Below are 23,239 nucleotides of genomic sequence, written 5' to 3'. Positions count from 1 at the left end.
TGCCCCGGTCGGTGTTGTTGGTGAGCGCGACATACACCCGGCCCGTGCGCGGCGAGGGCTCGACATCCTCCGGCCGGTCCATCTTCGTGGCGCCGGCCTTGTCCGCGGCGAGCCGGGTGAAGACATGGACCTCGTCGGCGGTCATCCCCGGGACGTGCGAGACATTACCGGTGACCAGCGGAATCCATACGCCTGTCCCGTCGAACTCCCCATCGGCCGGGTGCTTTCCGCTGCCGTCGATGTCCTGCGGGCTGTCACCGGTCAGCCTGGCGACATACAGGGTGCCCTCGTCGAGGAGGGTGAGGTTGTGCTCGCGCGCCGCCCGCGAGGTGCCCTTCCGCATCCGCTTCGACGACACGAACTTGTAGAAGTACTCGAACCGTTCATCGTCGCCCATGTACACCACCGGGCGCCCGTCATCGGTGAGCCGGGGCTCCGCGCCCTCGTGCTTGAAGCGGCCGAGCGCGGTGCGCTTGCGCGGCACCGAGCCGGGGTCGTACGGGTCCAGCTCGACCACCCAGCCGTGGCGGTGCGACTCATGCGGCTCCAGCGTCGCGTCGAAGCGCCGGTCGAACCGCTCCCACTTGCGCTCGGTCGCCCCGGGGGCGATGCCGTACCGCTCGTCCGTCGCGCTGGAGCCGTTGGCGAAGTAGGCGTTGATGTTCTCCTCGCCGTGCAGGGTGGTGCCCCAGGGGGTGGTGCCGCCCGCGCAGTTGTTGAAGGTGCCGAGGACCCGGGTGCCGCTCGGGTCGGCGGAGGTCCGCAGCAGCGGGCTGCCCGCCGCCGGGCCGGTCAGCTCGAAGGGACTGGTGGCGGTGACGCGCCGGTTGAGCCGGTGCCGGGGGACCGGGGTCAGCCGGCCGGTTCCCCGCTCCTCCTGGACCACGACCACGGAGAGCCCGTGCCCGGCCCAGCCGATCCCGACCTGTTCGCGTGTCGGGTTCTCCTGGTCGTAGCCCCGGAACATCAGCCACTCGCTGGTGTACTCGTGGTTGGCGACCATGATCTGACGCCCCCGCTCCCCGGGCAGCGGGAGGAGCGAGAGGAAGTCGTTGTTGTAGCCGAACTGGCCCGCCTGGGCCCGGGCGGTCTGGTGCTCGGGGTCGAAGGCGGGCGCGCCGCGCAGGATCGGGTCGCCCCACCGGATCACCACCTCCTGGGTGTGGCCGGCGGGGATGGTGACCGTGTCCGTCCCATTGGGGGCGACGGCGGTGAAGCGCAGACCGCGGGCGCCATCGGCGCGCCCGCGACCTCCGTTCGGGACCGCCTGCCCGGCCGCCGCACGGGCCGGGGAACCGCCTCCGGGACCGGCGACCGCCGAGGCGCCGGCGGCTGCCGCGACGGTCACCACCGCGGCCGCGCGCATCAGCGAGCGGCGGGAGAGGACCCCGGCGATGATGTCCCCCGCGTACGCGTTGGCGCTGGTGTTGGGTATGGGACGGGAACAGGCGTCCCCGCAGCGGTAGCGGCAGGTGAGCGCGGAGCGTCCGCCGGAGTGCGGCTCGGTGGGCAGAAGCGGCAGCGGTTGGGGCACGGTTCTCCTCCTCCGGCGCGCGTCGCGCGCCGACAGATGTTCGACGTACTCGGTCCAGAGCGTGCGACGGTGCTGACGGGCGGGTGGCTCCCGGAGGAGGGCGGCCCGGTGGCCGCCCGCTCCGTGGCGCGGTCCGGTGGCGGCCCCTCTCCGCGACTACAGCAGGAAGGCCCCGAGGATCAGGACCGAACCCAGTGCGACCAGGCCCTGGACGAGGGTAGCGGCAGTCTGGGCCCGGTAGGCGGTCTTGACGCTCATGCCGGAGAACTGCGAAACCACCCAGAAGTAGGAGTCGTTGACATGGCTCACCACCATCGCGCCGGCCCCGATGGCGAGGACCGCCAGCACCTGTCCGATGGGGACCGAGCCGAGGTGCCCGTCCAGACCGAGCGCGGGCAGCAGCGGCTGGGCCAGCGTGGAGGTGATGATCAGTGAGGCGGTGCTGCTGCCCTGCGCGGTCTTGAGCAGTGCCGCCAGGCCGAAGAGCACGAGCAGCGCGGTGAGGCCGCTGACCGCCGATCCGTCCCCGATGAGGGAGGAGATGTAGTCGGCCATCGGGGTGCCCTTGATGACCGCGCCGAACGCACCGCCCGCACCCGTGATGACCAGGATCGGGGCGGCGTCGACCAGTCCCTCGGCGACCCAGGTGGTGAGCGCCTTGGCGTCGCGCTTCGGGGGCAGCAGCGCGAGCGCCAGGATCACCCCGATCAGCAGCGCGTTGACCGGGGCGCCGAGGTCCTTGAGCAGGCTGCCGAGGGCTCCGTCGACGAGCGTGCCGTCCCCGGCGGGGAAGGCGGCGACCGAACCGATGGCCATGAGCACGATCGGCAGGATGATCGGGGTGAGGGCCCGGGTCAGGCTGGGGAGCCGGTCGAACTGTGCCTTGTACTCCTCGAACGTCTGGTGGGCGTCGGGGAGCCTGCTCTCCAGGTTGCCGGTGCGGCGCAGGGCCCAGACCAGTCCGGCGAGCGCGGCGACCAGCGAGACGGGGATGGAGAAGAGGATGACCCAGATCAGTCCGTCGGAGCCGATGCCGACATTGCCGGCCGCCGCGATCGGACCGGGCGTGGGCGGTACGAAGGTGTGCGAGGCGTAGAGGCCGGTGGCCAGCGCGGTGCCCAGGACGACCGGGTTCTTGCCGGTCTTCCGCGCGATCGACCGCTGGAGGGGGGAGAGCACCACATAGCCGGAGTCGCAGAAGACCGGGATGGAGACGACCCATCCGATCAGGGACATGGCTATCGCGGGATGGCGCTTGCCGACGACCTTCAGCACGGCCTCGGCGAGGGTCACGGCGGCGCCGGTGCGCTCCAGCACCTTGCCGATGATCGTGCCGAAGAGGATCACCAGGCCGATGCTGGCCAGGATGGACCCGAAGCCCTCGGCGATGGTGGTGCCGAGCTGGTGGACAAAGGGCTTCTCCGCGCCGGTCGCGGCGCCGATGCCCATCGCGACGAGTCCGAACCCGTAGGTGGCCAGGACGATGGCGAGGAACGGATGCATTCTGAACCGGCCGCAGAGAAGGATGATCAGGCCGATGCTCGCCGCCAGCGCGGCGAGCAGGGCGGGTCCAGCGGTGCTCATGGGACTCCTTGCGGGGAACGGGGGACTGCGTTCGGGTACGGCGGACCGCGTTCGGGTGCGGGAACCGTCTTCGGTACGGGGACGGATTCGGGTACGGGGGAGGAGGGGAGCCGGTCCGGAGGGGACGGCCTCAGGAGGCGTCCGGTCCGGAGCGGCTCCCCCGGGCGGGGGCGGGGGAGCGGCGTGCGGGTCAGGCGGTGCGCAGCCGCACCGTCTGTTCCGCCGCCGCCGCCAGCAGCCGGGCCGCGTCCCCGGTCATGGCGGTGAGGGTGCGGGGGCCGTCGGCGATACCGAAGGCGGCGGTGAGTCCGATGGCGTACAGATCGTCCAGCGGGTGGACGATTTGCCCGGCGAGCGCCACGGCCGGCACACCGCGCTCCCCGGCGAGCCGGGCGACCATCGAGACGACCTTGCCCGCCGCGCTCTGCCGGTCCAGCCGGCCCTCGCCGGTGATCACGAGGTCGGCGCCGGTCAGCGCCGCCGGCAGCCCGACTGTCTCGGCGACCAGCTCGCAGCCGCGCACCGGCTCGGCGCCCAGGACGGCGACCATGCCGCCGCAGGTGCCACCGGCCGCGCCCGCGCCCGGCAGCTCGTGCACCCGGACGCCGAACTGTCCGGCGAGCACATCGCCGAACCGGGTGAGGGCCCGGTCGAGCTGCCGGACCTGGTCCGGGGTCGCGCCCTTCTGCGGCCCGAAGACGGCGGCGGCGCCCTCGGGGCCGACCAGCGGGTTGGTCACATCGCAGGCGATGCGGAACCGGGTCTGCCGGACCGCGTCCCCGACCCCGCCGGCATCGACGCGGGCCAGGCCGGCGAGCGCGCCGCCGCCGGGCGGCAGCTCGTCCCCGGCGGCGTCCTCGAAGCGCGCGCCGAGCGCGCGCAGCAGTCCGGTGCCGCCGTCCGTGCTGGCACTGCCACCGATGCAGACGAGCACCTCGCGCGCGCCCCGCCGCACCGCGTCGGCGATCAGCTCGCCCGTACCGGTGGTGTCGGCGCGCAGCGCGTCGGTGGCGCCGGCGAGGAGCGGCAGTCCGGAGGCGGCGGCCAGCTCCACCACCGCGGACCGGCCGTCGGCGGCGAGTCCGTACCGGGCCCGCACCGGCCATCCCAGGGGCCCGGAGACGGTCAGCCCGATCTCCTCGCCGCCGGTCGCGCCGAGGATGCAGTCCAGGGTGCCCTCGCCGCCGTCGGCCATCGGCACCCGCACCACATCGGCGTCGGGCAGCGCGCGGCGTACCCCGGTCTCGATCGCGGCACAGACGGAGGTGGCCGTGAGGCTGCCCTTGAAGGAGTCGGGGGCGATGACGACACGCACGGAACCAGGCCCTTCGGGAGGATTCAGCGCATTCGGGATTCGGATGGGCTGTGTCGGAACTCTAGGGACTGGCGGGCCCGGTCAGTATTGGCCGGGACGACGAATTCCGGCCCCTGTGCACAGGTCGGTTTGTGCACGGTGCACAAAGGCTCGTGCACAAAGGCTCGTGCGCAAAGGCCCGTGCACAAAGGCTCGTGCGCAAAGGCCCGTGCGGGAGGCGCCGTGCGCGGGGCGGGCGGGCGGTTCAGCGCGGGTCGGCGAGGTGCAGGGCCACCTGGAGCACGACCGCGTCCTGGAAGGACCGGGGGTCGCGCGAGGTCAGCCGCTGGATGCGGCCCAGCCGGTAGGCGAGGGTGTTGCGGTGCACGTTCAGGGCCAGGGCGGCGTCGGTGAGGCTGCGGTTGTGGCTCAGATAGAGCCGCAGGGTCTGCCGCAGTTCGGCGGAGAGCGGACCGAGAATCCGCTCCGCCGTCGCGGCCCGGGTCCCGGTGTCGAGCCGCGCGAGGAGCGCGGGCAGCTCCAGATCGGAGAGCCGCACCTCGCCGACGGGCCCTCTGCGCATCGCGAACACCGCCTGACCGGTCCGCTCCGTCAGCGCGGCGAAGTCCTCCGCCGTCCCCGCGTCCAGGGTGCCGATGTCCGGCCGGCTCTCGCGGAGCGCCGTGAGCCGGCGGCGCGGGGCCGCGGCGGCGGTCCCGCCGGCCACCGCCCAGACCGTCCCCTCGGCGTCCGCGGCCACCAGCACGGCACTCTCGTCCGCGTCCAGCCTGCGGTACAGCTCACGAGGGTCGGCGGGGGTCGCGAGCCCCTCGCCGTGGAGCGCGAGGAGTGTGTACGGGGGCTCCACCCGGCACCCCGCGAGCCGCTGGCGCTGGCGCCAGCTCCGCACCGTCAGCCGGTCGGCGATGAGGTCCTCCACGATCTGCTGACGCACCCGGTGGCGCCAGCCGGCCTCGCCGAGGAACGCCTGCTGAAGCACCATCAGCTCGGCCAGCCGCACGATGGCCAGCGCGATCTCGCCCACGTCCTGGGGTTCACCGCTCACGCCGACCACGCCGACGATCTCGTGGTCGAGACGGAGCGGGAGGTTGACACCGGCCCGCGTTCCGTTCAGCTCCCTGGCCCGCACCCCGGTGACGGAGAACGGCGCCCCCGTCCGGAGCACCTCCAGGGCGCCCTCGTGGAGGCTTCCCACCCGGGAGCGGTCACCGCTGGCGGTGATCACCCCGCGCTCGTCCATGATGTTCACATTGACCCCGAGCCGGCCGACGATGTCGTCGACAATGGCCTGTGCGGTGGTGCCGGCAATCATCGGGCCAACCTACCCGTGCGCGCGCGATCCGACCGGCGACCGCGAACACCGCGCCCGCGCGCCCGTCCGCGCCCCTCGCCCGTTCCGGGCGCGCTTCTCCCCGTGTGCCGCCGAGTTGCTGACACCGTGCGCCGTCCCCCTCTATGCTTCTACAGGCGTGTAGAAGTAGCGGGCGCCGGACTGTTCCGCGCTGCCCCCGCGCGCCTCTCACCGTCACCGCACTCACGAACAGGAAGAGGGGAACGCCGTCATGGTGTTCAAACGGTTGCTCGGCTCGCTCGGTGTCGGCGGGCCCACGGTGGACACGGTCCTCGACGCGGACGCCGTACTGCCCGGCGGCCGTCTCACCGGGCAGATCCGGCTGAGCGGCGGCAGGTCCGATGTCATGGTCGAACAGCTCGCCCTGGAACTGGTCGCGGGTGTCGCGTCCGGCGACGACGGGGGTCCCGCGGAGACGGCCGTCCTCGACCGGTTCCCCGTCGGCGGCGGCTTCCGCCTCGCCGAGGGCGAGCGGTGGAGCCTCTCCTTCGAGGTGACGCTGCCGTGGGAGACCCCTCTCACCGAACTGCACGGCCAGCGCCTCGGGGTCGCCCTCGGAGTCCGCACCGAACTGGTGGTGGCGGGCGCGCGGGACCGGGGGGACCTGGACCCGCTGGTGGTGCGCCCCCTGCCCGCCCAGGAGGCGGTCCTCGAAGCCCTGGGACAGCTCGGCTGCGGATTCCGCTCCGCCGGACTGGAGTACGGCCGGCTGCACGGCACCGGTCAGCGGCTGCCCGTCCGCCAGGAGATCGAACTCACCCCGCCGCCCCGGTACACGGACCGGGTGGACGAGATCGAGCTGACCTTCCTCGCGGAGAGCGAGGGCCTCGACGTGATCCTGGAGGCGGACAGGCGCTCCCGCTCGGGGGAGCCCGACGCGATCGCCCGCTTCACCGCGGGCCACCACGACGCGGGGCACCGCGACTGGGGCGCCGAGGTCGACTCCTGGCTCCGCCGGCTGACCGGGAGCGGCACCCCCGGCTCCGCCCCCGACGCGTACGCGCACACCGATGCCCACCACGGCCACCACGCCCACCGCTCGGGGCCGGGCGCCGGCACGGTGGTCGCCGCCGGGGCGGCCGGGCTCGCGGTCGGGGTGGCCGGCGGACTGATCGCGGCCGAGGTGGTCGACGAGATCGGCGACCTCATCGAGGGTGACGAGGAGGAGGGGGCGGAGGAGGAGGGCTGAGCCACCGGTGACACCGCCGCACCCCGTGCGGCACGGCCTCGCCGACCGCCCGGTGGCCTCCGGCCCACCGGGCGGTCCGGGTCACAGCGGTGTGGCCGCCTTCAGGATGAAGAAGAGCGTGACCGCCGAGTTCGCCGACGAGAGCGCGGAGACCGTGGTGCCCGCCGCCGCTCCCCAGACGGCCAGACCCACCGTGGTGAAGACCGACGGCCAGACCCGGGGCGCGGGGGCCGGGCCGAGCAGCGCCGCCACCCTCCGGGGCACCGGGCCCGCGACGGCGAAGTGCGCCAGGACCGCCGGGGGCGCGCCGCGCGACACCAGCGCGGCCCTGCCGATTGCCCGCGCGACCGTGCGCCGGTCGCCGACCGCCGCCGCGGCGTCCTCGTCGGCCCAGCGCTCGGCCGCGTAGAACACCGCCGTCCGCAGGGGCCGCAGAAACGGATGGGCCCGCGCCGCGAGCTGCGCGGCGAGCAGGAACCGGTGGTGCCGGGCCGCGAGATGCGCCCGCTCGTGCGCGAACAGGGCCCGGCGCTCCGCCGGGTCCAGCTCGGCCAGCATCCCGGTCGTGACCACCACCCGCCCCGGCCCGCCCGGGAGGGCGTACGCGTACGGAGCCCCGTCGCGCACCACCGCCACCGGCCCCGGCGCGATCCCCGCCAGCGCCCGGCCGGCCAGCCGGCGCACCCGCGCATGCCGCCACACGGTCCGCGCGCAGGCGGCGACCACGGCGACCAGGGCGACGATCGCGGCCCTGCCCGCCACCTCGTCGTACGGGACCGCCGCGCGCACCTCGGGGTCCGACCAGCCGTCCGGCAGCGGATTGCCGGGCAACTGCGCGGTGCCGACGACCATCAGCAGCGCCAGACAGAGCGTGCTGCACACGGCGAGGACCCCCGCGACCCCCGTCAGCAGCCAGGTGGCGGCGCGGGGGTGGAGATGCTGTTCGGCGAGGCGGGCGACCGGCCAGGCGGTGCAGGGCAGGACCAGGGGCAGAAGGACGAAGACGCCCACGCGCTCACTCGTCCTCTTCGGGAGGGAGCTGCGCCAGCAGCTCACGGAGCAGCCGCTCGTCCCCCGGGGAGAGCGCGGTCACGAAACTCGCCAGCACCGCCTGCCGGTCCGGCTCGCCGTCCAGGACCTTCCGCATCCGCAGGGCGGCGAGCCCCGCCTCGTCGGCGACCGGCGTCCAGACGAAGGACCGCCCCGTCCGCTCCCGGGCGACCGCGCCCTTGGCGTGCAGCCGGGTGAGGATGGTGATCACGGTCGTGTACGCGAGACCGCCGCCGATCCGCTCCCGCACCCAGCCCGCGCCGACCGGGCCGGGCGCCCCGCCGAGCACCCCCAGCACCGCGGCCTCCAGCTCGCCCTGTCCGCGCCGCCGGGGCCCCGGGCCGCCGTCGCCGTCTTGGTGCCGGTCCGTCATGCCGTCTCACTCCCGCTTCCCCGCCCGCGCACCGCCGCGGGGCGGTCCATCGTACTGAGCGGTGCCCGGGCCCGCGCGCGTGCGGGCCTCAGCGGCGTACGCACAGATGGTCCAGGGCGAACGCGTCGGCCTTCTCCTGGAGCAGCCGCTCCGATTCGAGCTGCTTCAGCAGCCCGTCGAGCAGCCGGGCGTCACGGGGCCGGTGGAGAAACTCCAGGACCGCCCGGTGGAAGGCGCCCCGCAGGGTCGGCGGCATGGCGTCCGACGCGTCGAAGCAGACCCGCTCCGCCTCCCGGAACAGCTTCAGCGCCGCCGAGGTGCCGGCCGTCAGCCGGCCGGGGCCCGTGGTCGCGTCGGGAAAGAACGGCCGCTCGGCCGGTTCCGCCGCCGCGGCCCAGTCGTCGCGGGTCTCCCGCCGCACCAGCCGGCTCATCAGCTCCCAGGCCGCGTCGCTGGGGGTGAAGACCGCCGCCATGTCGCCGGACACCTCGAACACCCTCTCCCCGGAGGCCGCCGGGCCCGTGAACCCCGGCAGACCCCGGGGGCCCGCGAGGAACTCGGCGGTGGGCCGGGGCGTCACATCGTCCCCGTAGTGGCGGCGGATGAACGAACCCTGGTGCTCCCGGGCGCAGTCGCCCCGGTTCAGCAGACCGTACCGGCCGTCGCCCAGACTCTCGAAGGAGGTGGATATCGCCTCCTCGCCCGCCCGCGCGCCGTCCGCGGTGAGCAGGGTCCGCCACGCCCGCCAGGCGCTGCGCACCTCCGGCCCGGTCCAGCTCAGATCGCCCGTCGCCCACCGCTCGTACACGGCGCTGCCGTGCAGCTGGAGCAGCAGGTCCTCGATCCAGTCCGTGCCCGGCCAGCCGGACATCCCGCCCGACTCCATGCCCAGGCACCAGCGGTCCCCGCCGCTGCCCCCCGGGGCATGGGCGCGGCTCCAGACCAGGCTCTTGAGATCGACCCGCACCGGTACCCAGTAGGCGTGCTGCCGCTGCTCGCCGTGCTCGTCCGGCAGCGAGACCCGGGGCGCCCAGGGGGAGATGGCGGCGCCAGCCAGCTCTTCCGGCAGGGGCTTCGCGTCGCCGTCGCGGGCGTACTCGGCCAGCTCGCCCTGGCCGCTGAGGATCGCCACATCGGGCGGCGAGTCCGTGCGCAGCTGGGCCACCAGCGTCTCGCGCAGGGAGCGCGTGCCCTCGTACACATAGCGGTGGCCCGTCCGCTCGCCGATCTTGGCGAGCGCCGCCACGAACGGCTTCTCCTCCCCGGCCGTCCAGGGCCCCAGAACCACCAGCGTCCGGTCCTCCTCGGCGCCGCACCCCGCCGCGGAGAAGGCCGACAGGGCCAGCAGCACACAGACCAGGGCGGTGCGCAGCAGCGGGCGCCGTGCCCTCATACGGTCCTCCCGCGCACGCTCACGCCGTCCTCCACTGGATCGCCAGATGCCTGCGGTTGTAGTGGAAGAGGGTGAAGCCGCAGGCGAGCGCCCCCGCCGTGCCGAGCCCCAGCGAGAGACCGGCGGCCAGGGACCACTCGCGCGAACGGGTCTCGCGCAGCTCGGCGGCGAGCAGACCGGCCTCCTTCTCGATCGCGGCACCGGCCCGGATCTCGCCCCGGATCTCCGCGCTCGTCAGGTCCTCGCCCGGAGCGCCGGCGGCGGAGGCGCCGTGCGGCACCGCGACCTCCCCGAGCCGGTCGGCGGTCCGCCCCACGTGCTCGCGCGCCCGGTGCTGGCCGTCGACCCCGAGGGCCAGCACCACGAGCACCAGCAGGACCGGCGCCGCGTACACCGTCAGCAGCGGGCTCCGGACCCGCAGCTGCCCCCGGACGAAGTCGAGGGTGCCGACGACGGCGAAGGCGAAGACCAGCGCCGTCAGCAGCGCCGCCACCGCCGTCGCCGAGGGCAGCGCGCTCCACCCGGACAGCCGCTCCGCGTCCGCGCGCAGCTCCCGTTCCAGCGCCCGTACGCGGTCGAGCACGGCCGTCGAGCCGGCCGGGCCCGTGCCGTCCCCCAGCAGCCCGGCCGCGTAGCTCAGTCCCGCCCTGCGCAGCTCGTCGCTCTCGTGGTGGCTGTTCGCCCAGCCGATCCAGTTGTCGTACGCCACCACCAGCCCCGACACCACCCGGACCTCCTGCTCCTGGGCCCGGCGCAGGGCCCCGGTCCGCGCGGCGTTGTTGAGGCTCTGGGACGCCTCGGTCACCAGGGAGGGATACCGCTCGCCGAGCCCGACGAGATCCGTCTGCGGCAGCGGTTTGCCGTCGTCGGTGCCGAGCCGGCGCTCGGCCTCGTACCGGGCCACCGTCAGCGAGACCCTGGCGTGGGTCAGTTCGACCAGAGCCGGGGCGTACCGGTCGCGGAGCCGCTCGGTGCGGCCGTCGAGGGTGAAGTACGCGGTCGCGGCGAGGGCGAGCACCGCGAGGGCCAGGGCGGGCAGCAGGACCATCCGGCCCAGCAGGAACTGCCCGGTGGATCTGCGCCGGTCCGTGGCGGTGCGCCCCGACGACCAGTGCCACAGTGCCCGGCCCGCCGACCGCCAGGCCGCGCGCTGTCCGAGCCGCCGGAGCCCCCGGGGCAGGGCCCCGGCGCGACGGCGCGGACCGGACCGGCCGTCCATCACCGCTCCCCGGCCCCGGCCCCGGTGCCGCCGCCGGGACGGTCGGCCGGGCGCGCCGGCCGGCGCCGGAACAGGCCCCGGCGCGGCTCGCCCCGCCGGTGGGTGAGGGCGATGGGCCGGGTGCGGTACGCGTTGTCGACCAGCGCCTCCGCCAGCTCCCGCCGGCCCGGCCCGCGGGCGAGCGGCACCTGCTCGAAGAGCCGCAGATAGCAGGCGGCGAGCTGTTCGCACAGATCGCGCCGGGTGAGCGGGGCCGGGATGGTCTCCGGCAGCTCCGCCAGCTCCGCGTGGAGCGCGGCCAGCGGACCGGCCTCCGCCGGCCGCTCCTCGCGCCCGCGCGGGCGAAGACTCCGCTCCCGGGGCCGCGCCGGGCCGACCAGCCGCAGCAGCAGCTCCAGGAGGTCGGCGCGCAGCCGCTCCTGGGCGTGCCGGTCGGTCAGCCCCTCCTTCAGCGGCAGCCGGTGCAGCGCCACCCAGGCCCGGCGGGCGGCCGTCACGGTCGGCGGGGACCCGTCGGCGGGCGGGTCGGCGAGGATGCGCACCATGGCCGTCCGGGCGGCCGTGCGGTGCCGTGAGTCGGGAGGCACCGCGCCGAGGCAGTCGAGGGCGAGCCTCGGCCTGCCGTCCGCGAGATGAATCCGGGCGAGGCCGAAGGCGGCGCCGCCGAGCGCGTGGTTGCGGTGCCACACCGCCCCGTACAGCACCATGGCCTCCTTCGGGTCGCCGAGGAGTTCATGGCAGTAGCCGAGCGCCAGCTTGGGCGCGTACTCGCCGGGGATCGCCTCGTAGACCAGCTCGAAGCAGGCCAGGGCGGACTCCACCTGGTCGCGGGAGAGATGGAGCAGACCGCGGTGCCAGTGCAGACGCCAGTCGTACGCGGCGAGGGCGCCGACGGCGGACCGGGCGCGGAGCAGCTCCCGCTCCGCCGCCGCCTGCTCCGCGGCGGCCTCGCCCGGGTGCTCGCGGGCGATCTCCAGATGGAGCCGGCAGCGCAGCAGGGCCCGTTCGGGCGACTCGTGCCAGGCGCTGCTGAGCTGGAGCAGACCGGCCGGGTCGTCGTACGAGGTGCGCTGGAGCTCCTTCCGGTTCGCGTCATCGCCGTCGGGTTTGGGCACCGGCAGCCCGAGCGCGACCTCGGCGGGGGCCGGCGGCCGGGCCGTCAGCCGGCGCTTCCCGCTGCCGCCGCCGCGCCACTGGTCGAGCGGCGGGGCCTTGCCGAGTTCGCCGTCGAGCGCGGCGGGCGCGGCGCCGAAGAGCGACGACGGCTCGAACTCCTCCTCGCCCAGCCGCAGCGAACGCAGCTCCCGCAGCACACCGCGGAGCTGCACCGACATCTCCTCGGCGGTGGCGAACCGCTCCTCGGGCAGGGCGGCGGTGGCCCGGCCCAGCGCGTGCCGCAGTGAGACGGGGCCCAGGCCCGGCGGGTCCTCGGGCACCCGCCCGAGCAGCGCCCGGAGGACCTCGCCGACGGCGTACAGATCGGCCGACACGGTCACCCCGGTGGACTGCCGGACCTCGGGGGCCGGATAGGTGACCGGTCCGGGCGCCCCGACGTCGCGCACCCCGGCGACATCGATCAGTTTGATGCCCTCGCCGCAGTGCATGACATTGCCGAGGGAGAGATCGCCGTAGACGAAGCGGTGCTCGACGTGCAGATAGCGCAGGGCGTCCAGGATGTGCAGCCCGTAGACGGCGATGAACTCGTGCACCCGGTAGTCGTGGAACGGTTCGACGCGCCGCGCGATCTGCTCGGCGACCCAGTGCAGCGGGGCGCCGTTGGCGTACTCCATCACGATGAACATGGCGGTGTTCGCCGGATGGTCGGGGTGTTTCGCGTAGTTGAAGACCTTGATGATCGAGGGGTGGTTGAGGCTGACGAGCCGGAGCCGCTCCGTCCGGGCGGTCGTGGTGGCACTGCGGTCGGCGGGGTCGTGCACTCCCTTCAGGGCGACCTCCCGCTTCTCCAGCATCTGGTCGTGGGCGAGATACACCTGACCGAAGCTGCCCTGCCCGAGCCGGCCGACCACCCGGTACTGCTGGTGCAGTTCCTCGCCCCGCGCGAGCGCGGGACCGGGGGCGGGGGCGGAGCCGGGCGGCACCGGGGGCTCCGGCTCGACGATGTGGTCGGGGTTGCCCACGACGACCTTGGGGAGCTTCGTCAGCTCCGGGCCCGGCGCGGTGACGGTGTACCCGTGCGGGGCGTGCGGCGGATCGAGGGCCTGTACGGCGTCCTCGACGGCCGTGCGTATCCGGAACAGCTCGTACAGCGAGGCCGCCTCATTGCGCGGACCGCCGTCGCGGCGCAGCGCGGCCAACCGGGCGGAGAGCTGCCGGGACAGCGGTCCGGGGACGGGCTCCGCGGCCGGGCCCGGCCCGGCCGCCACGGTCGATCCGCGCCGCTCCAGCCGGGCGAGGACGGCGAGCCGCGCGGCCGTGGCGTCCGCGCGCCGCTCCGCCCAGCGCGGGTCGAGCAGTTCGGCGACCTCGGCCAGCAGCGGGGAGCGCGGGTCGCGGAAGGTGAGCATCACCCGGCTGCGGCCGGACGTCAGCAGCGCCCGGAGCAGGGGCAGCACCGCCTCGCCGGTGGGAACGGCCCGGTCGACGGAGAGGAAGGCCGCGGAGAGCGGTGGTCCCTCACCGGCGATCCGGGCCAGCAGGGCGGCGGTGTCGGCGGCCGGGGCCGCCCGGCCGCCCGGCCCGGTGCCCCCGGTGGTCCGGGCGACCAGCCCGGCGCGGGCGGCGGTGCGGAACACCAGCCGCTCGGCCGTCCAGCCCGTGGCGTCCAGCGCGAGATCGATCGAGCCCACCTGCGGCTGGTTGGCCCCGCCGTCCCACATCACCCGGGGGTTGCGCTCACGGTCGGCGAGGATGAGCGTCGAGTGGATGGCGAACAGCGCGTCCTGGTCCTCGTCGCCGGCGAAGGCCAGCTCCACGGGCTCGGTCACCCGGCCGGAGCCGGCGGCCGGGCCCCTCGGGTCGCCCGCCTGCGCCGTCCCTCCCGCGCCGGCGGCCGTGCCGGTGCCGGTGCCGGTGCGGGCCAGCGGGACCCCGTCGCGGAGCCAGTGGGTCATGACGTACCCCACCCCTGCGGCCCGTTCGGGGCTGTGCGGGCCGGTGGTGAGCGGGATGGTGCGCGAGACCGCGGGCGGTCCCGACACCGTCAGATTCAGCTCCTCCGCGGGCAGGTGCCGAAGAATCGTCTCCGCCGGGATCATGTAGGCGTGGTCGAGCGCGACGGGGAACCGCTCCGTGCCGTGCTGGTGCACCAGGATGCCGATGACCCCACCGGTGCGGCGGTGCACCACCCCGCTGCCGCTGAAGCCGTGCCGGATCACATAGGGCGCCGACTCGGCGTCGAGCTGCACCCACTCGGGGTAGCTCCCGGGTCCGCCGCGCCCCATGATGCGCGCCCTGACCGCCTCGCCGCCCGGCAGATCCCGGGGGTAGCCGACGGCGTGCACCAGGTCGTCGAGCGAGAGCACCTGCCGGTGGAGGACGACGGGGTCGACCGGAGGGCTCTCGTCCAGTTGCAGCAGTGCCAGATCGGCGCTGAAGTGCGAGGTGAGCGGGCGGAGATACGGCGCGAGGACCGTGGCGCGCAGCGGCCCCGCCCGGTCCGGCGGGGCGCCGGGGAACTCCGCGTACACCTCCGTCAGCGGACGCGGGACCTCGGTGCCGTCCTTCCGGGAGGAGCGCTTCTCCATCACGACATGGGCGCAGGTGAGCACCCGGCCGCCGGGAAGCAGCACACCCGCTCCGAGCGACGCGGCCCGGGGGTGCCCGCTCTGCGACAGCCGGACCCGCCAACTGTCCTCCGGGACAGTGTCAGGGGAATGCCCCTCGGGCTCGTCCATGCTCCGCAACAATAGCCACGAGGGGCCGGAATCGGACCCCGAATACCTGATGAGGGGGCGGCCGTGAATGCGAGTGACGGACGGGGCGCGCGGGGTGGGCCCGACGGTGCGGAGACCGCGGGTCTGGCCGAGGTGATCGGCCGGATTCGCGAGGAACTGGAAACGGCACAGCGCAACGGCGCGGACAGCGGGCTCCAGTTCCTGGTGGAGCGCGTCAATATCGAATTCGCCGTGCAGATCCGCCGGGAGGGCGGCGGCAGGGGCGGGGTGCGCGTCGGGGTGCTCACCGCCGAGGCGGGGGCCGCCGTGGCGCGCGAGAACACCCACCGCATCGAGATCGAGCTGCTGCCGCACGACCGGGACGACCGCCCGGAGGGCCCGGGCATCAGCATCGGCGGGCCCCGGTAGGGCGGGCATCCGGCGGGAGGGCCGGCAGCGGGCGCACGGTGCCGGTGCCGGTGCCGGTGCCGGTGCCGGTGCCGTCGTCGGGGCGCGGGCCGGGACCACCGGCGCCGGAGAGCGGTGCGCGCGGAGGCGGGCGGTGGGGGAACGGGGGCGGGCGGTGGGTGTGCGGGGGCGGACCGGCTCTCCGTTCCTGTCCCGTCCGCGGTGTGCCCGGCTCTGTTCCGCGGCCAGAATTCAGTGTTCAGAATTCAGTGTTCCGGTTCCCGTGCTCCGAGGGTGGCGCCGGACCGAATCCCGCATTCCGCCGGTCCGCCATTCCGTGATCGTTTCCAGGGTGAAACCGCGGGGCTCCGCCGTGCGGCCGGCGATTCCCGCGCCGGGTGCGGAGGCGGCCTTCCGGCCTCCGCGCCCGGGGTGAATCCCCCGCGCGGCGAACCTCGTTCACCCGATTCCTCGGCGGGTCCCGCCGCCGGGCCCCGGGGCCGTCCGGGGCGCCACCGCGGCGTACGGCTCTGCTAGCCTTCCGCCCGTGTTCCCCCACCGTGTCTAGGCCCGCCGACGTCCCCTGTTCCGCCTCCCGCGGCACATGGCGCTCCGGCCTGCCCGCACACACTCCGGCGCCATCGGGCGCCGTCCCGATGAGGAACACATCCCATGTCTTCGCCTTCACGGGCCCCCTCGTACGCCGCCGTGCTGCGAGAGCCCCACGCCCTGCGCACCTTCGGCGCCGCGCTCGTCGGCCGCTTCTCGTACGGCATCGTCTTCGTCTCCCTGGTGGTGGCGCTCACCCGTGCCACCGGCTCCTACGCGTGGGCCGGGACCGCCCTCGCCCTGTTCGGGCTCGGCGGTTCCTGCCTGGCGCCCCTGCGCGCCCGGCTGATCGACCGCCACGGCGCGCGGCGCGTGCTCGTACCGATGGCCACGGTCTACGCGTCGCTGCTGACCGCGCTGGCCGTCGCGGCCTCGGGCTCCGGCGCCCCCCGCTGGGCGCTGCTCACCCTGACGCTCGCGGCCGGTGCCTGCGCGCCGCCGCTCGGTCCGGTGATGCGGACGGTGTGGAGCGGTCTGCTGCCGGAACCGGCGCTGCGGCAGCGGGCGTTCTCCCTGGACACGGTCGCCGAGGAGGTCCTCTATGTGATGGGTCCGCTGGTGGCCGGGGTCTTCATCGCGCTGGGCAACCCGGCCTGGGGGGTCGGGGCGAGCGCGCTGCTGGTGCTGAGCGGCACCCTCGCCCTGGTCTCCTCGCCGGCCCTGCGCACCGTGCCCGGCCGGGGTGCCTCCTCCGCCCCGGAGCCGCGGCGGCGCGGGCGGGCGGCCCGCGCCCCGGGCGCGCTCGAACCCGTCGTCATCGCGGGCGCGGTCGGGGTGTGCCTCGGCGCGCTGACCCTGCTGGCCGTCGTCTTCGCCGAACGCCATGACCGGATCGCGGCAGTGGCCTGGATCGAGGCGGCGCTCTCGGTGGGCAGCGTGGCCGGCGGTCTCGCCTACGGCGCCCGGGTGTGGCGGCTGTCCGGCCGGCTCCGGCTGGCCCTGGCGACGGCCGGTCTGTCGCTGACCCTCGGCCTCGCGGGCCTCTCCCCGAACCTCTGGGTCCTCGCCCTCATGGCGGTCTGCGCCGGGCTCTTCCTCTCCCCGGCGCTGACCACCGCGTATCTGACCATGGACGAGTACGCCACACCGGAGACCCGCACCCGGGCCGGCACCTGGGTCAACAGCGCCCTCAACGCCGGTACGTCGGCGGGCACCGCCGCCGTCGGACTCCTGGTGGGCCGGCTTCCGCTCTGGCTCTGCTTCCTGGTGACCGCCGCTCCGGCCCTCGCCGCCGCCGCGGCGGTCCTCCTGCGGCTGCGCCCTTCCGCGCCGCCCGCGAGGGCCGGGGCGCCGGAGGGTGAGCCGGTGGCGGGCCGTCCTCAGGGGCCGGCTTGCGGGGCGCACAGGGAGAGCAGGGTCTCCAGGGCGTCCCGGAAACGCCGGGGGCGCAGGGTCCCCGGCAGATGGGGCCCCGCCCAGCCGGGACCCGCCACCAGGACCGCCGGGCCGGTGCGGGCACCGCGCACCCCCCACTCCAGGGAGCCGATCCGCTGGGCCAGCGGGCGGCTCGCGGTGCTGAGCGACTGGGACCAGAGCACCACCGCGACCGGGCCGGTCCTGCGCACCGCCTTGTCGAGTGCCTCGGCCGGCACGGCGGCCCCGAACATGGCGACCGGCACGGAGCGCTCCGACAGGGCCGCCGCGAGCGCCTCCAGCGGGAGGGTGTGCAGCTCACCCGGGACGCACGCCAGCAGCACCGGCGGTACGGGGGAGCGCTCGGCGGGCGGAGCGGCGGGGCGGCGCAGGGCCAGGGAGACGTGCCACGACAGCAGATGCTCGACCTCGACATATCTCTCGCCCTTGTCGCCGGAGTTCTCCCACTGGCGGCCGACCGCGTGCAGCGCGGGCATGATCACCTCGTCCCAGGCGCCGACCAGCCCCAACTCCGCGACGACGGAGGCCAGCAGCCGGTCCATGGCGTGCGAGTCGAGGCGTGACGCGGCGTGGATCAGTCCCTGGCACGCCCGGCCGGACGCGGCCGGGCGCCGGGGCTCCGGCATCCGGGCCGGCCCGGGCCGGGGGGCCGGCCCCCGCGCGCCCTCCGCGCCGGGCCCGGGAGCGAGCGCGGCCCGCGCGGCCTCGGAGGGCGGCACCCCCGCGCTGGTGAGCCGGCACATCCGCTCCAGGAGCGCGATGTCCTCCCCGGTCCACCGGCGGTGCCGGCCGTCCTCCCGGGACGCCGGGCCGATGCCGTAACGCCGGTCCCAGGAACGGAGGGTGGTCGGCGCCACGCCGAAGCGCCGGGCCACGGCACCGGTGGTCAGCCCCGCTTTCGGGATATCCGCACGTGGCGGGGGAGATGAAGCACGCACGTACGGACTATAACGACGCACAAACGACGCGTGTTGCCCGGCGGGGCCGCCAGTGGAAAACCTGGGGCGACCGAGGCGCGGTGGGGCGCGGACGGTCCGGTGGCGCCCCGGCCCGCCCGGGCCGGCCCCACCGCGCCGCCGAGCCCGGCACGAGGAGCAGAGCGCATGGCGACGACCGCACCGTACGGCCCGGCCGGCACACCCCGGCCCGCGCCCGGCGACGAGCCGCCCGAGCCCGCGCGGTCCGGGGAGCGCTCCTTTGCCACCGGCTCCGCCGAGAGCACCCGGTCCGGCGCCGGACCTGCCGTGCCCGGGGGGCCCGCCGGGGCCGGACCGTCCCTCGACGGTTCGCCCGCGACGGATTCCGCCGGGGTGCGCCCCGCCGAGGGAGCACCGCCCGGCACCGGACCGTCCGGTGGTGGGGTGCCGGCCGGTGGGCGGTTCGGGGCCGGTTGTGTGGATGGCGGGGTATTGGGGGGTGGGTTGTCCGGAGCGGTTTCCCCCGGGGTGGGGTCCGTGGAGGGTGTTCCGCCCGGGGGCGGGGTGGACCGTTTCCCGGCCGCCGGTGACGGTGGCGGGGCTCGGGTGGTCGAGCGCGGTGGTGGTGGGGTGTCGGCCGGTGGGCGGTTCGGGGCCGGTTGTGTGGATGGCGGGGTATTGGGGGGTGGGTTGTCCGGAGCGGTTTCCCCCGGGGTGGGGTCCGTGGAGGGTGTTCCGTCCGGGGGCGGGGCGGACCGTTTCCCGGCCGCCGGTGACGCCGAGGCCCTGGCCAGCGGCTTCGTCGGCGGCGACGAGCAGAGCTTCGCCGCCCTGTACCGCACCTGTGGCGCCCTGGTGCACTCGCTCGCCGCCCGGACCCTGGGCGACCCGCGCGAGGCCGAGGACGTCACCCAGCAGGTCTTCCTCGCCGCCTGGCGGGGCCGCCACGGCTACCGCCCGGAGCGCGGGCCGCTCTCGGCCTGGCTGGTCGGCATCACCCGACGGAAGATCGCGGACGCGCTCTCCGCCCGCACCCGGCGCACCGAACTGGTCGCCGCCGCGAGCGCCCGGGCCCGCCCGCCCGGCGAGCGCGCGGACACCCGCCCCGAAGCCGCCCTCGACGCCGTGCTGATCGCCCAGGAGCTGGCGAAGCTGCCCCGGGCCCAGCGCCAGGTGCTGGGCCTCGCGTTCTGGGAGGACCTCACCCAGGTCCAGATAGTCGAACGGACCGGGCTTCCCCTCGGCACGGTCAAGAGCCACACCCGCCGGGGACTGCACCGGCTGCGCCGCTCCCTGGAGGACACCCCCGACCGGCCGCCCGCCGGACCCGCGGGCCCCCGCGCCGCCGACCACGCGCGCAGATGCGTGATGCGCTGACATCCGGCCCGCCGATGAGCGGTGTCCCTGCGCCCGGGAGCGCCGCCGGTACGGAATCCTGAGGGCCCGCTCCGGCCGGGCCCGGCGATCGAGAGAACCAGGGAGGGGTTTCATGGAGGACGGCACCGAGATCTGCGTCGTCGGGGCGGGCGCCGCGGGACTCTCCCTCGCGTACTGGCTCCACGCCGCCGCCCCCGGGCGCACACCCCCGACCGTCACCCTGATCGACGCACCCCCGGGCCCCGCCAGACCCCCCGAGCGCACCTGGTGCTTCTGGGAGCCGGAGCACGGCGCCTTCGACACGGCCCTGACCGCGAGCTGGGACACCCTCCGGGTACGGGCCCCCGACGGGACACCCCTGGCCGGCTCCCCGGCCCCGCTGCGCTACAAGATGCTCCGCTCCACCTCCTTCGAGGCCCTGGTGGGCGAGCGCCTGCGCCACGAGGCGGGGCTGCGCCGGACGGAGGCCACCGTCGGCACCGTCGAGGACACGCCCCACGGCGCGCTGGTGCGCGGGGTCACCGCACGGGGCGAGGAACTGGCGCTGCCCGCCCGGTGGGTCTTCGACTCCCGCCCCCCGCGCCGCCCGCCCGCCGCCCGCACCACCCTGCTCCAGCACTTCCGGGGCTGGTTCATCCGCTCCCCGGCACCGGTCTTCGACCAGCGGACCGCCGATCTGATGGATTTCCGGACCCCGCAACCCGCCCACGGCCTGTCGTTCGGCTACATCCTGCCGATCAGCCCGTACGAAGCACTCGTGGAGTACACCGAGTTCTCCCGCGCCGTCCTCGACGACCTCGGCTACGAGCGCGCCCTGCGCCACTACACCGAGGAGGTCCTCGGCCTGGACCGGTTCGAGATCACCCGTACCGAGCAGGGCGTGATCCCGATGACGGACGGCCGGTTCCCGCGCCGGGCCGGGCGGTCGGTCTTCCGGATCGGCACCGCCGGCGGCGCCACCCGCCCCTCCACCGGCTACACCTTCGCCGCCGTCCAGCGGCAGGCCCGCGCCGTCGCCGCCCGTCTGCACCGGGGGAGGACCCCGGTGCCGCCCGCCGCGCACTCGCGGCGCTCGCTCGCCATGGACGCCGTCCTCCTCCGCGCCCTGGACACCGGCCGCGTCGACGGCGCGCGGTTCTTCACCGGGCTGTTCCGGCAGGTCCCGATGGAGCGGCTGCTGCGGTTCCTCGACGGCGCCACCCGGTGGGACGAGGATGTCGCGATCGGGCTGCGCACCCCCGTACGCCCCATGCTGCGCACCGCCGCCGAACTGCCCTGGCTGCCCCGGCGCGACAGATCCGCGCGCCCATGACCCACCCGGCCCGAGAAGTGCCCGCCCCCGCGCGGCTCCACGAACACCCCCACCCCCGACGAGAGAGCGGAGACCCGATGGCCCTGCTGCGCGACGACACCCTGTCCGCCGCCTTCGACCACGCCGCGCGCACCTACGACCGGCTGGTGGCCGTCAACCCCGGCTACCACGCCCATCTGAGGCGCTCAGCGCGCCGCCTCGGACTGCCCGACCGGGGCGCCGGGCTCCGTCTCCTCGATCTGGGCTGCGGCACCGGCGCCTCCACCGCGGCCCTGCTGCGCGCGGCCCCGCTCGCCGAGATCGTCGCCGTGGACGCCTCACGGGGCATGCTGGAGCGGGCGGCGGCCAAACGCTGGCCACCCGGGGTCACCTTTGTCCACGCCCCCGCCGAACGCCTCGCCCGCGCCGGTGTCGATGGCCCCTTCGACGCGGTCTTCGCCGCCTACCTCTTCCGCAACCTGGAGGACCCGGACACCGTCCTCGCCCGGGTGCGGGAACTCCTCGCACCGCACGGCCGGCTGGCCGTGCACGAGTACACCCTCGGCGGCTCGGCGGCCGACCGCGCCGTGTGGACCGCCGTCTGCAACGGCGTGGTCCGGCCGGCCGGCACCCTCACGGGCGACCGTGGCCTCTACCGGCATCTCTTCCACAGCGTCGTCGGCTTCGACACGGCCCACGCCTTCGGCGACCGGGTGCGGCGCGCCGGATTCACGCGCGTACGCGTACTTCCGCTGCCGGGCTGGCAGCGCGGCATCGTCCACACCGTGGTCGGCGCCGCGGGCGGGCCGGAGGCCCGGCGATGAGCCCCGGGGCCCGCGAGGGCGCCCGCCGGGGACGCGACCGGCGCGCCCGTGTCCTCCACCCGCTCCCCGGCAGCGCCCGCGTCAGCGGCGACCCGCCCGCCGTCGCGGTCGTCGGCGGCGGCATCGCCGGACTCGCCGCCGCCACCGCCCTCGCCGAGCGCGGTGTGGGCGTCACCCTGTACGAGCGGGAGCGGCAGCTCGGCGGCCGGCTCGCCGGCTGGCCGGAGCGGCTCGCCGACGGCTCGGACGTCACCATGAGCCGGGGCTTCCACGCCTTCTTCCGCCAGTACTACAACCTCCGGGGACTGCTGCGCCGGATCGACCCCGAACTCTCCATGCTCACCCCGCTCCCCGACTATCCGCTCCGGCACAGCGGCGGCCTCCAGGACAGCTTCGCCCGGGTGCCCCGCACCCCGCCGTGGAGCGCCCTGGGCTTCGCCGCGCTCAGCCCCACCTTCGGCTGGCGCGATCTCGCCGGGATGAATCCGCGCGCGGCCCTGCCGCTGCTGGACGTGCGGGTCCCCGAGGTGTACGAGCGGTACGACGGCCTCAGCGCCCGCGAGCTGCTGGAGCGCATCCGCTTCCCGGAGGCCGCCCACCATCTGGCGTTCGAGGTGTTCTCCCGGAGCTTCTTCGCCGATCCGCGCCGGCTCTCGGCCGCCGAACTGGTCCTGATGTTCCACATCTACTTCCTCGGCTCCAGCGAGGGCCTCCTCTTCGACGTGCCCGCCGAGCCGTTCCCCGCGGCCCTGTGGGACCCTCTCGGCCGCTATCTCACGGGCCACGGCGCGTCACTGCGCACCGGCAGCCCCGTCGAGAGCGTCGAACCGGCGCGGGACGGCACCTGCGTGGTCCACTCCGGACGCGGCGCGCGGGCGTACGACGGTGTGGTCCTGGCGCTCGACACGGACGGGCTGCGGTCCGTGGTCTCCCGCTCGCCCCTGCTCGGCGACGAGGAGTGGCGGGCGCGTGTCCTGCGGCTGCGCACCACCCCGCCGTTCCTCGTCAGCAGGCTCTGGCTGGACCGCCCGGTGGCGGCGGACCGGCCGGGGTTCCTGGGCACCAGCGGATACGGCCCGCTGGACAATGTGAGCGTGCTGGAGCGCTGGGAGGGCGAGTCGGCCCGCTGGGCGGCCCGCACCGGCGGCTCGGTGGTCGAACTCCACGCGTACGCGGTCGATCCGGCCGCCGACCGGCTGGTGGAGCAGGACCGGCTGCGGGCCGAGCTGCGCCGTGTCTACCCGGAGACGGCGGGCGCCCGCGCCGTCGACCAGCGGCACGAGTGGCGGGCCGACTGCCCGCTCTTCCCCGTCGGCGGCCACGGCGACCGGCCCGGGGTGCGCACCCCCGAACCCGCCGTGGTGCTGGCGGGCGACCTGGTCGGATCGGGGCTGCCGGTCGCGCTGATGGAGCGGGCGGCGACCACGGGGTTCCTCGCGGCGAACGCCCTGCTCGCCCGGTGGGGCGTACGGGGACAGACCCTGTGGACCGTGCCGGACCGGGGGCGGGTGCCGGCCCTGCGGGCCCTGAACCGGCTGGCCGGCATCTGACCCCCGGCCGGCCGGCATCAGAACCCCCGGGCGCCGACCCGGCCGGCT

Annotated in this window: 16 protein-coding genes and 1 pseudogene; 7 read left to right on the top strand and 10 right to left on the bottom strand. The window is 75.5% G+C overall.

What is annotated here, in order from left to right; genetic code table 11:
- The 4 genes from ABT122_RS00865 to ABT122_RS00850 form a co-directional block, all read right to left on the bottom strand.
- On the bottom strand, positions 1-1,534 hold a 1,534-nt coding region (locus ABT122_RS00865; RefSeq protein WP_351543195.1), incomplete at its 3' end, for a PhoX family protein.
- Between the two features lie 156 nt (positions 1,535-1,690).
- On the bottom strand, positions 1,691-3,118 hold the full coding sequence (locus ABT122_RS00860) for a GntP family permease (protein ID WP_351543192.1): 1,428 nt from the start codon (positions 3,116-3,118) through the stop codon (positions 1,691-1,693).
- A 190-nt stretch (positions 3,119-3,308) separates the two neighbouring features.
- Positions 3,309-4,433, bottom strand: coding sequence for a glycerate kinase (locus tag ABT122_RS00855; protein WP_351543189.1), 1,125 nt, complete (start codon positions 4,431-4,433; stop codon positions 3,309-3,311).
- Between the two features lie 244 nt (positions 4,434-4,677).
- Positions 4,678-5,745, bottom strand: a complete 1,068-nt coding sequence (locus ABT122_RS00850; protein ID WP_351543186.1) for a CdaR family transcriptional regulator — start codon at positions 5,743-5,745, stop codon at positions 4,678-4,680.
- Between the two features lie 250 nt (positions 5,746-5,995).
- Between ABT122_RS00850 and ABT122_RS00845 the strand changes: the two genes are divergently transcribed.
- Positions 5,996-6,973: a sporulation protein gene (locus ABT122_RS00845; protein ID WP_351543183.1), complete on the top strand. Its 978-nt coding sequence runs from the start codon at positions 5,996-5,998 to the stop codon at positions 6,971-6,973.
- An 81-nt stretch (positions 6,974-7,054) separates the two neighbouring features.
- Here ABT122_RS00845 and ABT122_RS00840 read toward each other — a convergent pair whose 3' ends face one another.
- The 5 genes from ABT122_RS00840 to ABT122_RS00820 all read right to left on the bottom strand — a co-directional run bounded on the left by ABT122_RS00840 (position 7,055) and on the right by ABT122_RS00820 (position 14,862).
- The gene (locus ABT122_RS00840) at positions 7,055-7,984 is read right to left on the bottom strand and encodes a M56 family metallopeptidase (protein ID WP_351543180.1); all 930 of its coding nucleotides are present in this window, start codon (positions 7,982-7,984) and stop codon (positions 7,055-7,057) included.
- A 4-nt stretch (positions 7,985-7,988) separates the two neighbouring features.
- Positions 7,989-8,396 carry a BlaI/MecI/CopY family transcriptional regulator gene (locus ABT122_RS00835; RefSeq protein WP_351543177.1) on the bottom strand — a complete coding sequence of 136 codons (408 nt, stop codon included), beginning with the start codon at positions 8,394-8,396 and terminating at the stop codon, positions 7,989-7,991.
- A gap of 88 nt (positions 8,397-8,484) precedes the next feature.
- Positions 8,485-9,789: a hypothetical protein gene (locus tag ABT122_RS00830; RefSeq protein ID WP_351543174.1), complete on the bottom strand. Its 1,305-nt coding sequence runs from the start codon at positions 9,787-9,789 to the stop codon at positions 8,485-8,487.
- Between the two features lie 19 nt (positions 9,790-9,808).
- On the bottom strand, positions 9,809-11,008 hold the full coding sequence (locus ABT122_RS00825; RefSeq protein WP_351543171.1) for a GlnX family signal transduction membrane protein: 1,200 nt from the start codon (positions 11,006-11,008) through the stop codon (positions 9,809-9,811).
- Positions 11,008-14,862: a tetratricopeptide repeat protein gene (locus ABT122_RS00820; RefSeq protein ID WP_351543168.1), complete on the bottom strand. Its 3,855-nt coding sequence runs from the start codon at positions 14,860-14,862 to the stop codon at positions 11,008-11,010. Before ABT122_RS00820 ends, ABT122_RS00825 begins: the two co-directional genes overlap by 1 nt.
- A 63-nt stretch (positions 14,863-14,925) precedes the next feature.
- Between ABT122_RS00820 and ABT122_RS00815 the strand changes: the two genes are divergently transcribed.
- Positions 14,926-15,270, top strand: a complete 345-nt coding sequence (locus ABT122_RS00815; RefSeq protein WP_351543165.1) for a trypco2 family protein — start codon at positions 14,926-14,928, stop codon at positions 15,268-15,270.
- 651 nt (positions 15,271-15,921) lie between these two features.
- A pseudogene (locus tag ABT122_RS00810) lies at positions 15,922-17,115 on the top strand (MFS transporter); the annotation flags it as partial.
- A 62-nt stretch (positions 17,116-17,177) separates the two neighbouring features.
- Here ABT122_RS00810 and ABT122_RS00805 read toward each other — a convergent pair.
- Positions 17,178-18,170 (bottom strand): MerR family transcriptional regulator, encoded by a 993-nt coding sequence (locus ABT122_RS00805; protein ID WP_351543220.1) that lies wholly within the window; start codon positions 18,168-18,170, stop codon positions 17,178-17,180.
- 702 nt (positions 18,171-18,872) lie between these two features.
- On the opposite strand from ABT122_RS00805, the gene ABT122_RS00800 reads away from it, so the two are divergent.
- The 4 genes from ABT122_RS00800 to ABT122_RS00785 all read left to right on the top strand — a co-directional run bounded on the left by ABT122_RS00800 (position 18,873) and on the right by ABT122_RS00785 (position 23,191).
- Positions 18,873-19,526 carry an RNA polymerase sigma factor gene (locus ABT122_RS00800; RefSeq protein ID WP_351543162.1) on the top strand — a complete coding sequence of 218 codons (654 nt, stop codon included), beginning with the start codon at positions 18,873-18,875 and terminating at the stop codon, positions 19,524-19,526.
- 112 nt (positions 19,527-19,638) lie between these two features.
- Positions 19,639-20,838 carry a lycopene cyclase family protein gene (locus ABT122_RS00795; protein WP_351543160.1) on the top strand — a complete coding sequence of 400 codons (1,200 nt, stop codon included), beginning with the start codon at positions 19,639-19,641 and terminating at the stop codon, positions 20,836-20,838.
- A 77-nt stretch (positions 20,839-20,915) separates the two neighbouring features.
- Positions 20,916-21,641 (top strand): methyltransferase domain-containing protein, encoded by a 726-nt coding sequence (locus ABT122_RS00790; protein WP_351543157.1) that lies wholly within the window; start codon positions 20,916-20,918, stop codon positions 21,639-21,641.
- Positions 21,638-23,191 (top strand): FAD-dependent oxidoreductase, encoded by a 1,554-nt coding sequence (locus ABT122_RS00785; protein WP_351543154.1) that lies wholly within the window; start codon positions 21,638-21,640, stop codon positions 23,189-23,191. Before ABT122_RS00790 ends, ABT122_RS00785 begins: the two co-directional genes overlap by 4 nt.
- Positions 23,192-23,239 lie beyond the last annotated feature (48 nt).

Source organism: Streptomyces sp. NPDC001985 (assembly GCF_040296845.1).
In the GTDB taxonomy this organism is placed as follows: domain Bacteria; phylum Actinomycetota; class Actinomycetes; order Streptomycetales; family Streptomycetaceae; genus Streptomyces.
Note: the sequence above shows the minus strand (reverse complement) of the source record. Positions and strands in the feature narration are given on the sequence as shown.

What these genes read in the sequence shown, in the direction of transcription:
- ABT122_RS00860 (WP_351543192.1), bottom strand. Translation starts at nt 3,118, where the DNA reads ATGAGCACCGCTGGACCCGCCCTGCTCGCCGCGCTGGCGGCGAGCATC.
- ABT122_RS00850 (WP_351543186.1), bottom strand. Translation starts at nt 5,745, where the DNA reads ATGATTGCCGGCACCACCGCACAGGCCATTGTCGACGACATCGTCGGC.
- ABT122_RS00845 (WP_351543183.1), top strand. Translation starts at nt 5,996, where the DNA reads ATGGTGTTCAAACGGTTGCTCGGCTCGCTCGGTGTCGGCGGGCCCACG.
- ABT122_RS00835 (WP_351543177.1), bottom strand. Translation starts at nt 8,396, where the DNA reads ATGACGGACCGGCACCAAGACGGCGACGGCGGCCCGGGGCCCCGGCGG.
- ABT122_RS00830 (WP_351543174.1), bottom strand. Translation starts at nt 9,789, where the DNA reads ATGAGGGCACGGCGCCCGCTGCTGCGCACCGCCCTGGTCTGTGTGCTG.
- ABT122_RS00825 (WP_351543171.1), bottom strand. Translation starts at nt 11,008, where the DNA reads ATGGACGGCCGGTCCGGTCCGCGCCGTCGCGCCGGGGCCCTGCCCCGG.
- ABT122_RS00820 (WP_351543168.1), bottom strand. Translation starts at nt 14,862, where the DNA reads ATGGACGAGCCCGAGGGGCATTCCCCTGACACTGTCCCGGAGGACAGT.
- ABT122_RS00795 (WP_351543160.1), top strand. Translation starts at nt 19,639, where the DNA reads ATGGAGGACGGCACCGAGATCTGCGTCGTCGGGGCGGGCGCCGCGGGA.
- ABT122_RS00790 (WP_351543157.1), top strand. Translation starts at nt 20,916, where the DNA reads ATGGCCCTGCTGCGCGACGACACCCTGTCCGCCGCCTTCGACCACGCC.
- ABT122_RS00785 (WP_351543154.1), top strand. Translation starts at nt 21,638, where the DNA reads ATGAGCCCCGGGGCCCGCGAGGGCGCCCGCCGGGGACGCGACCGGCGC.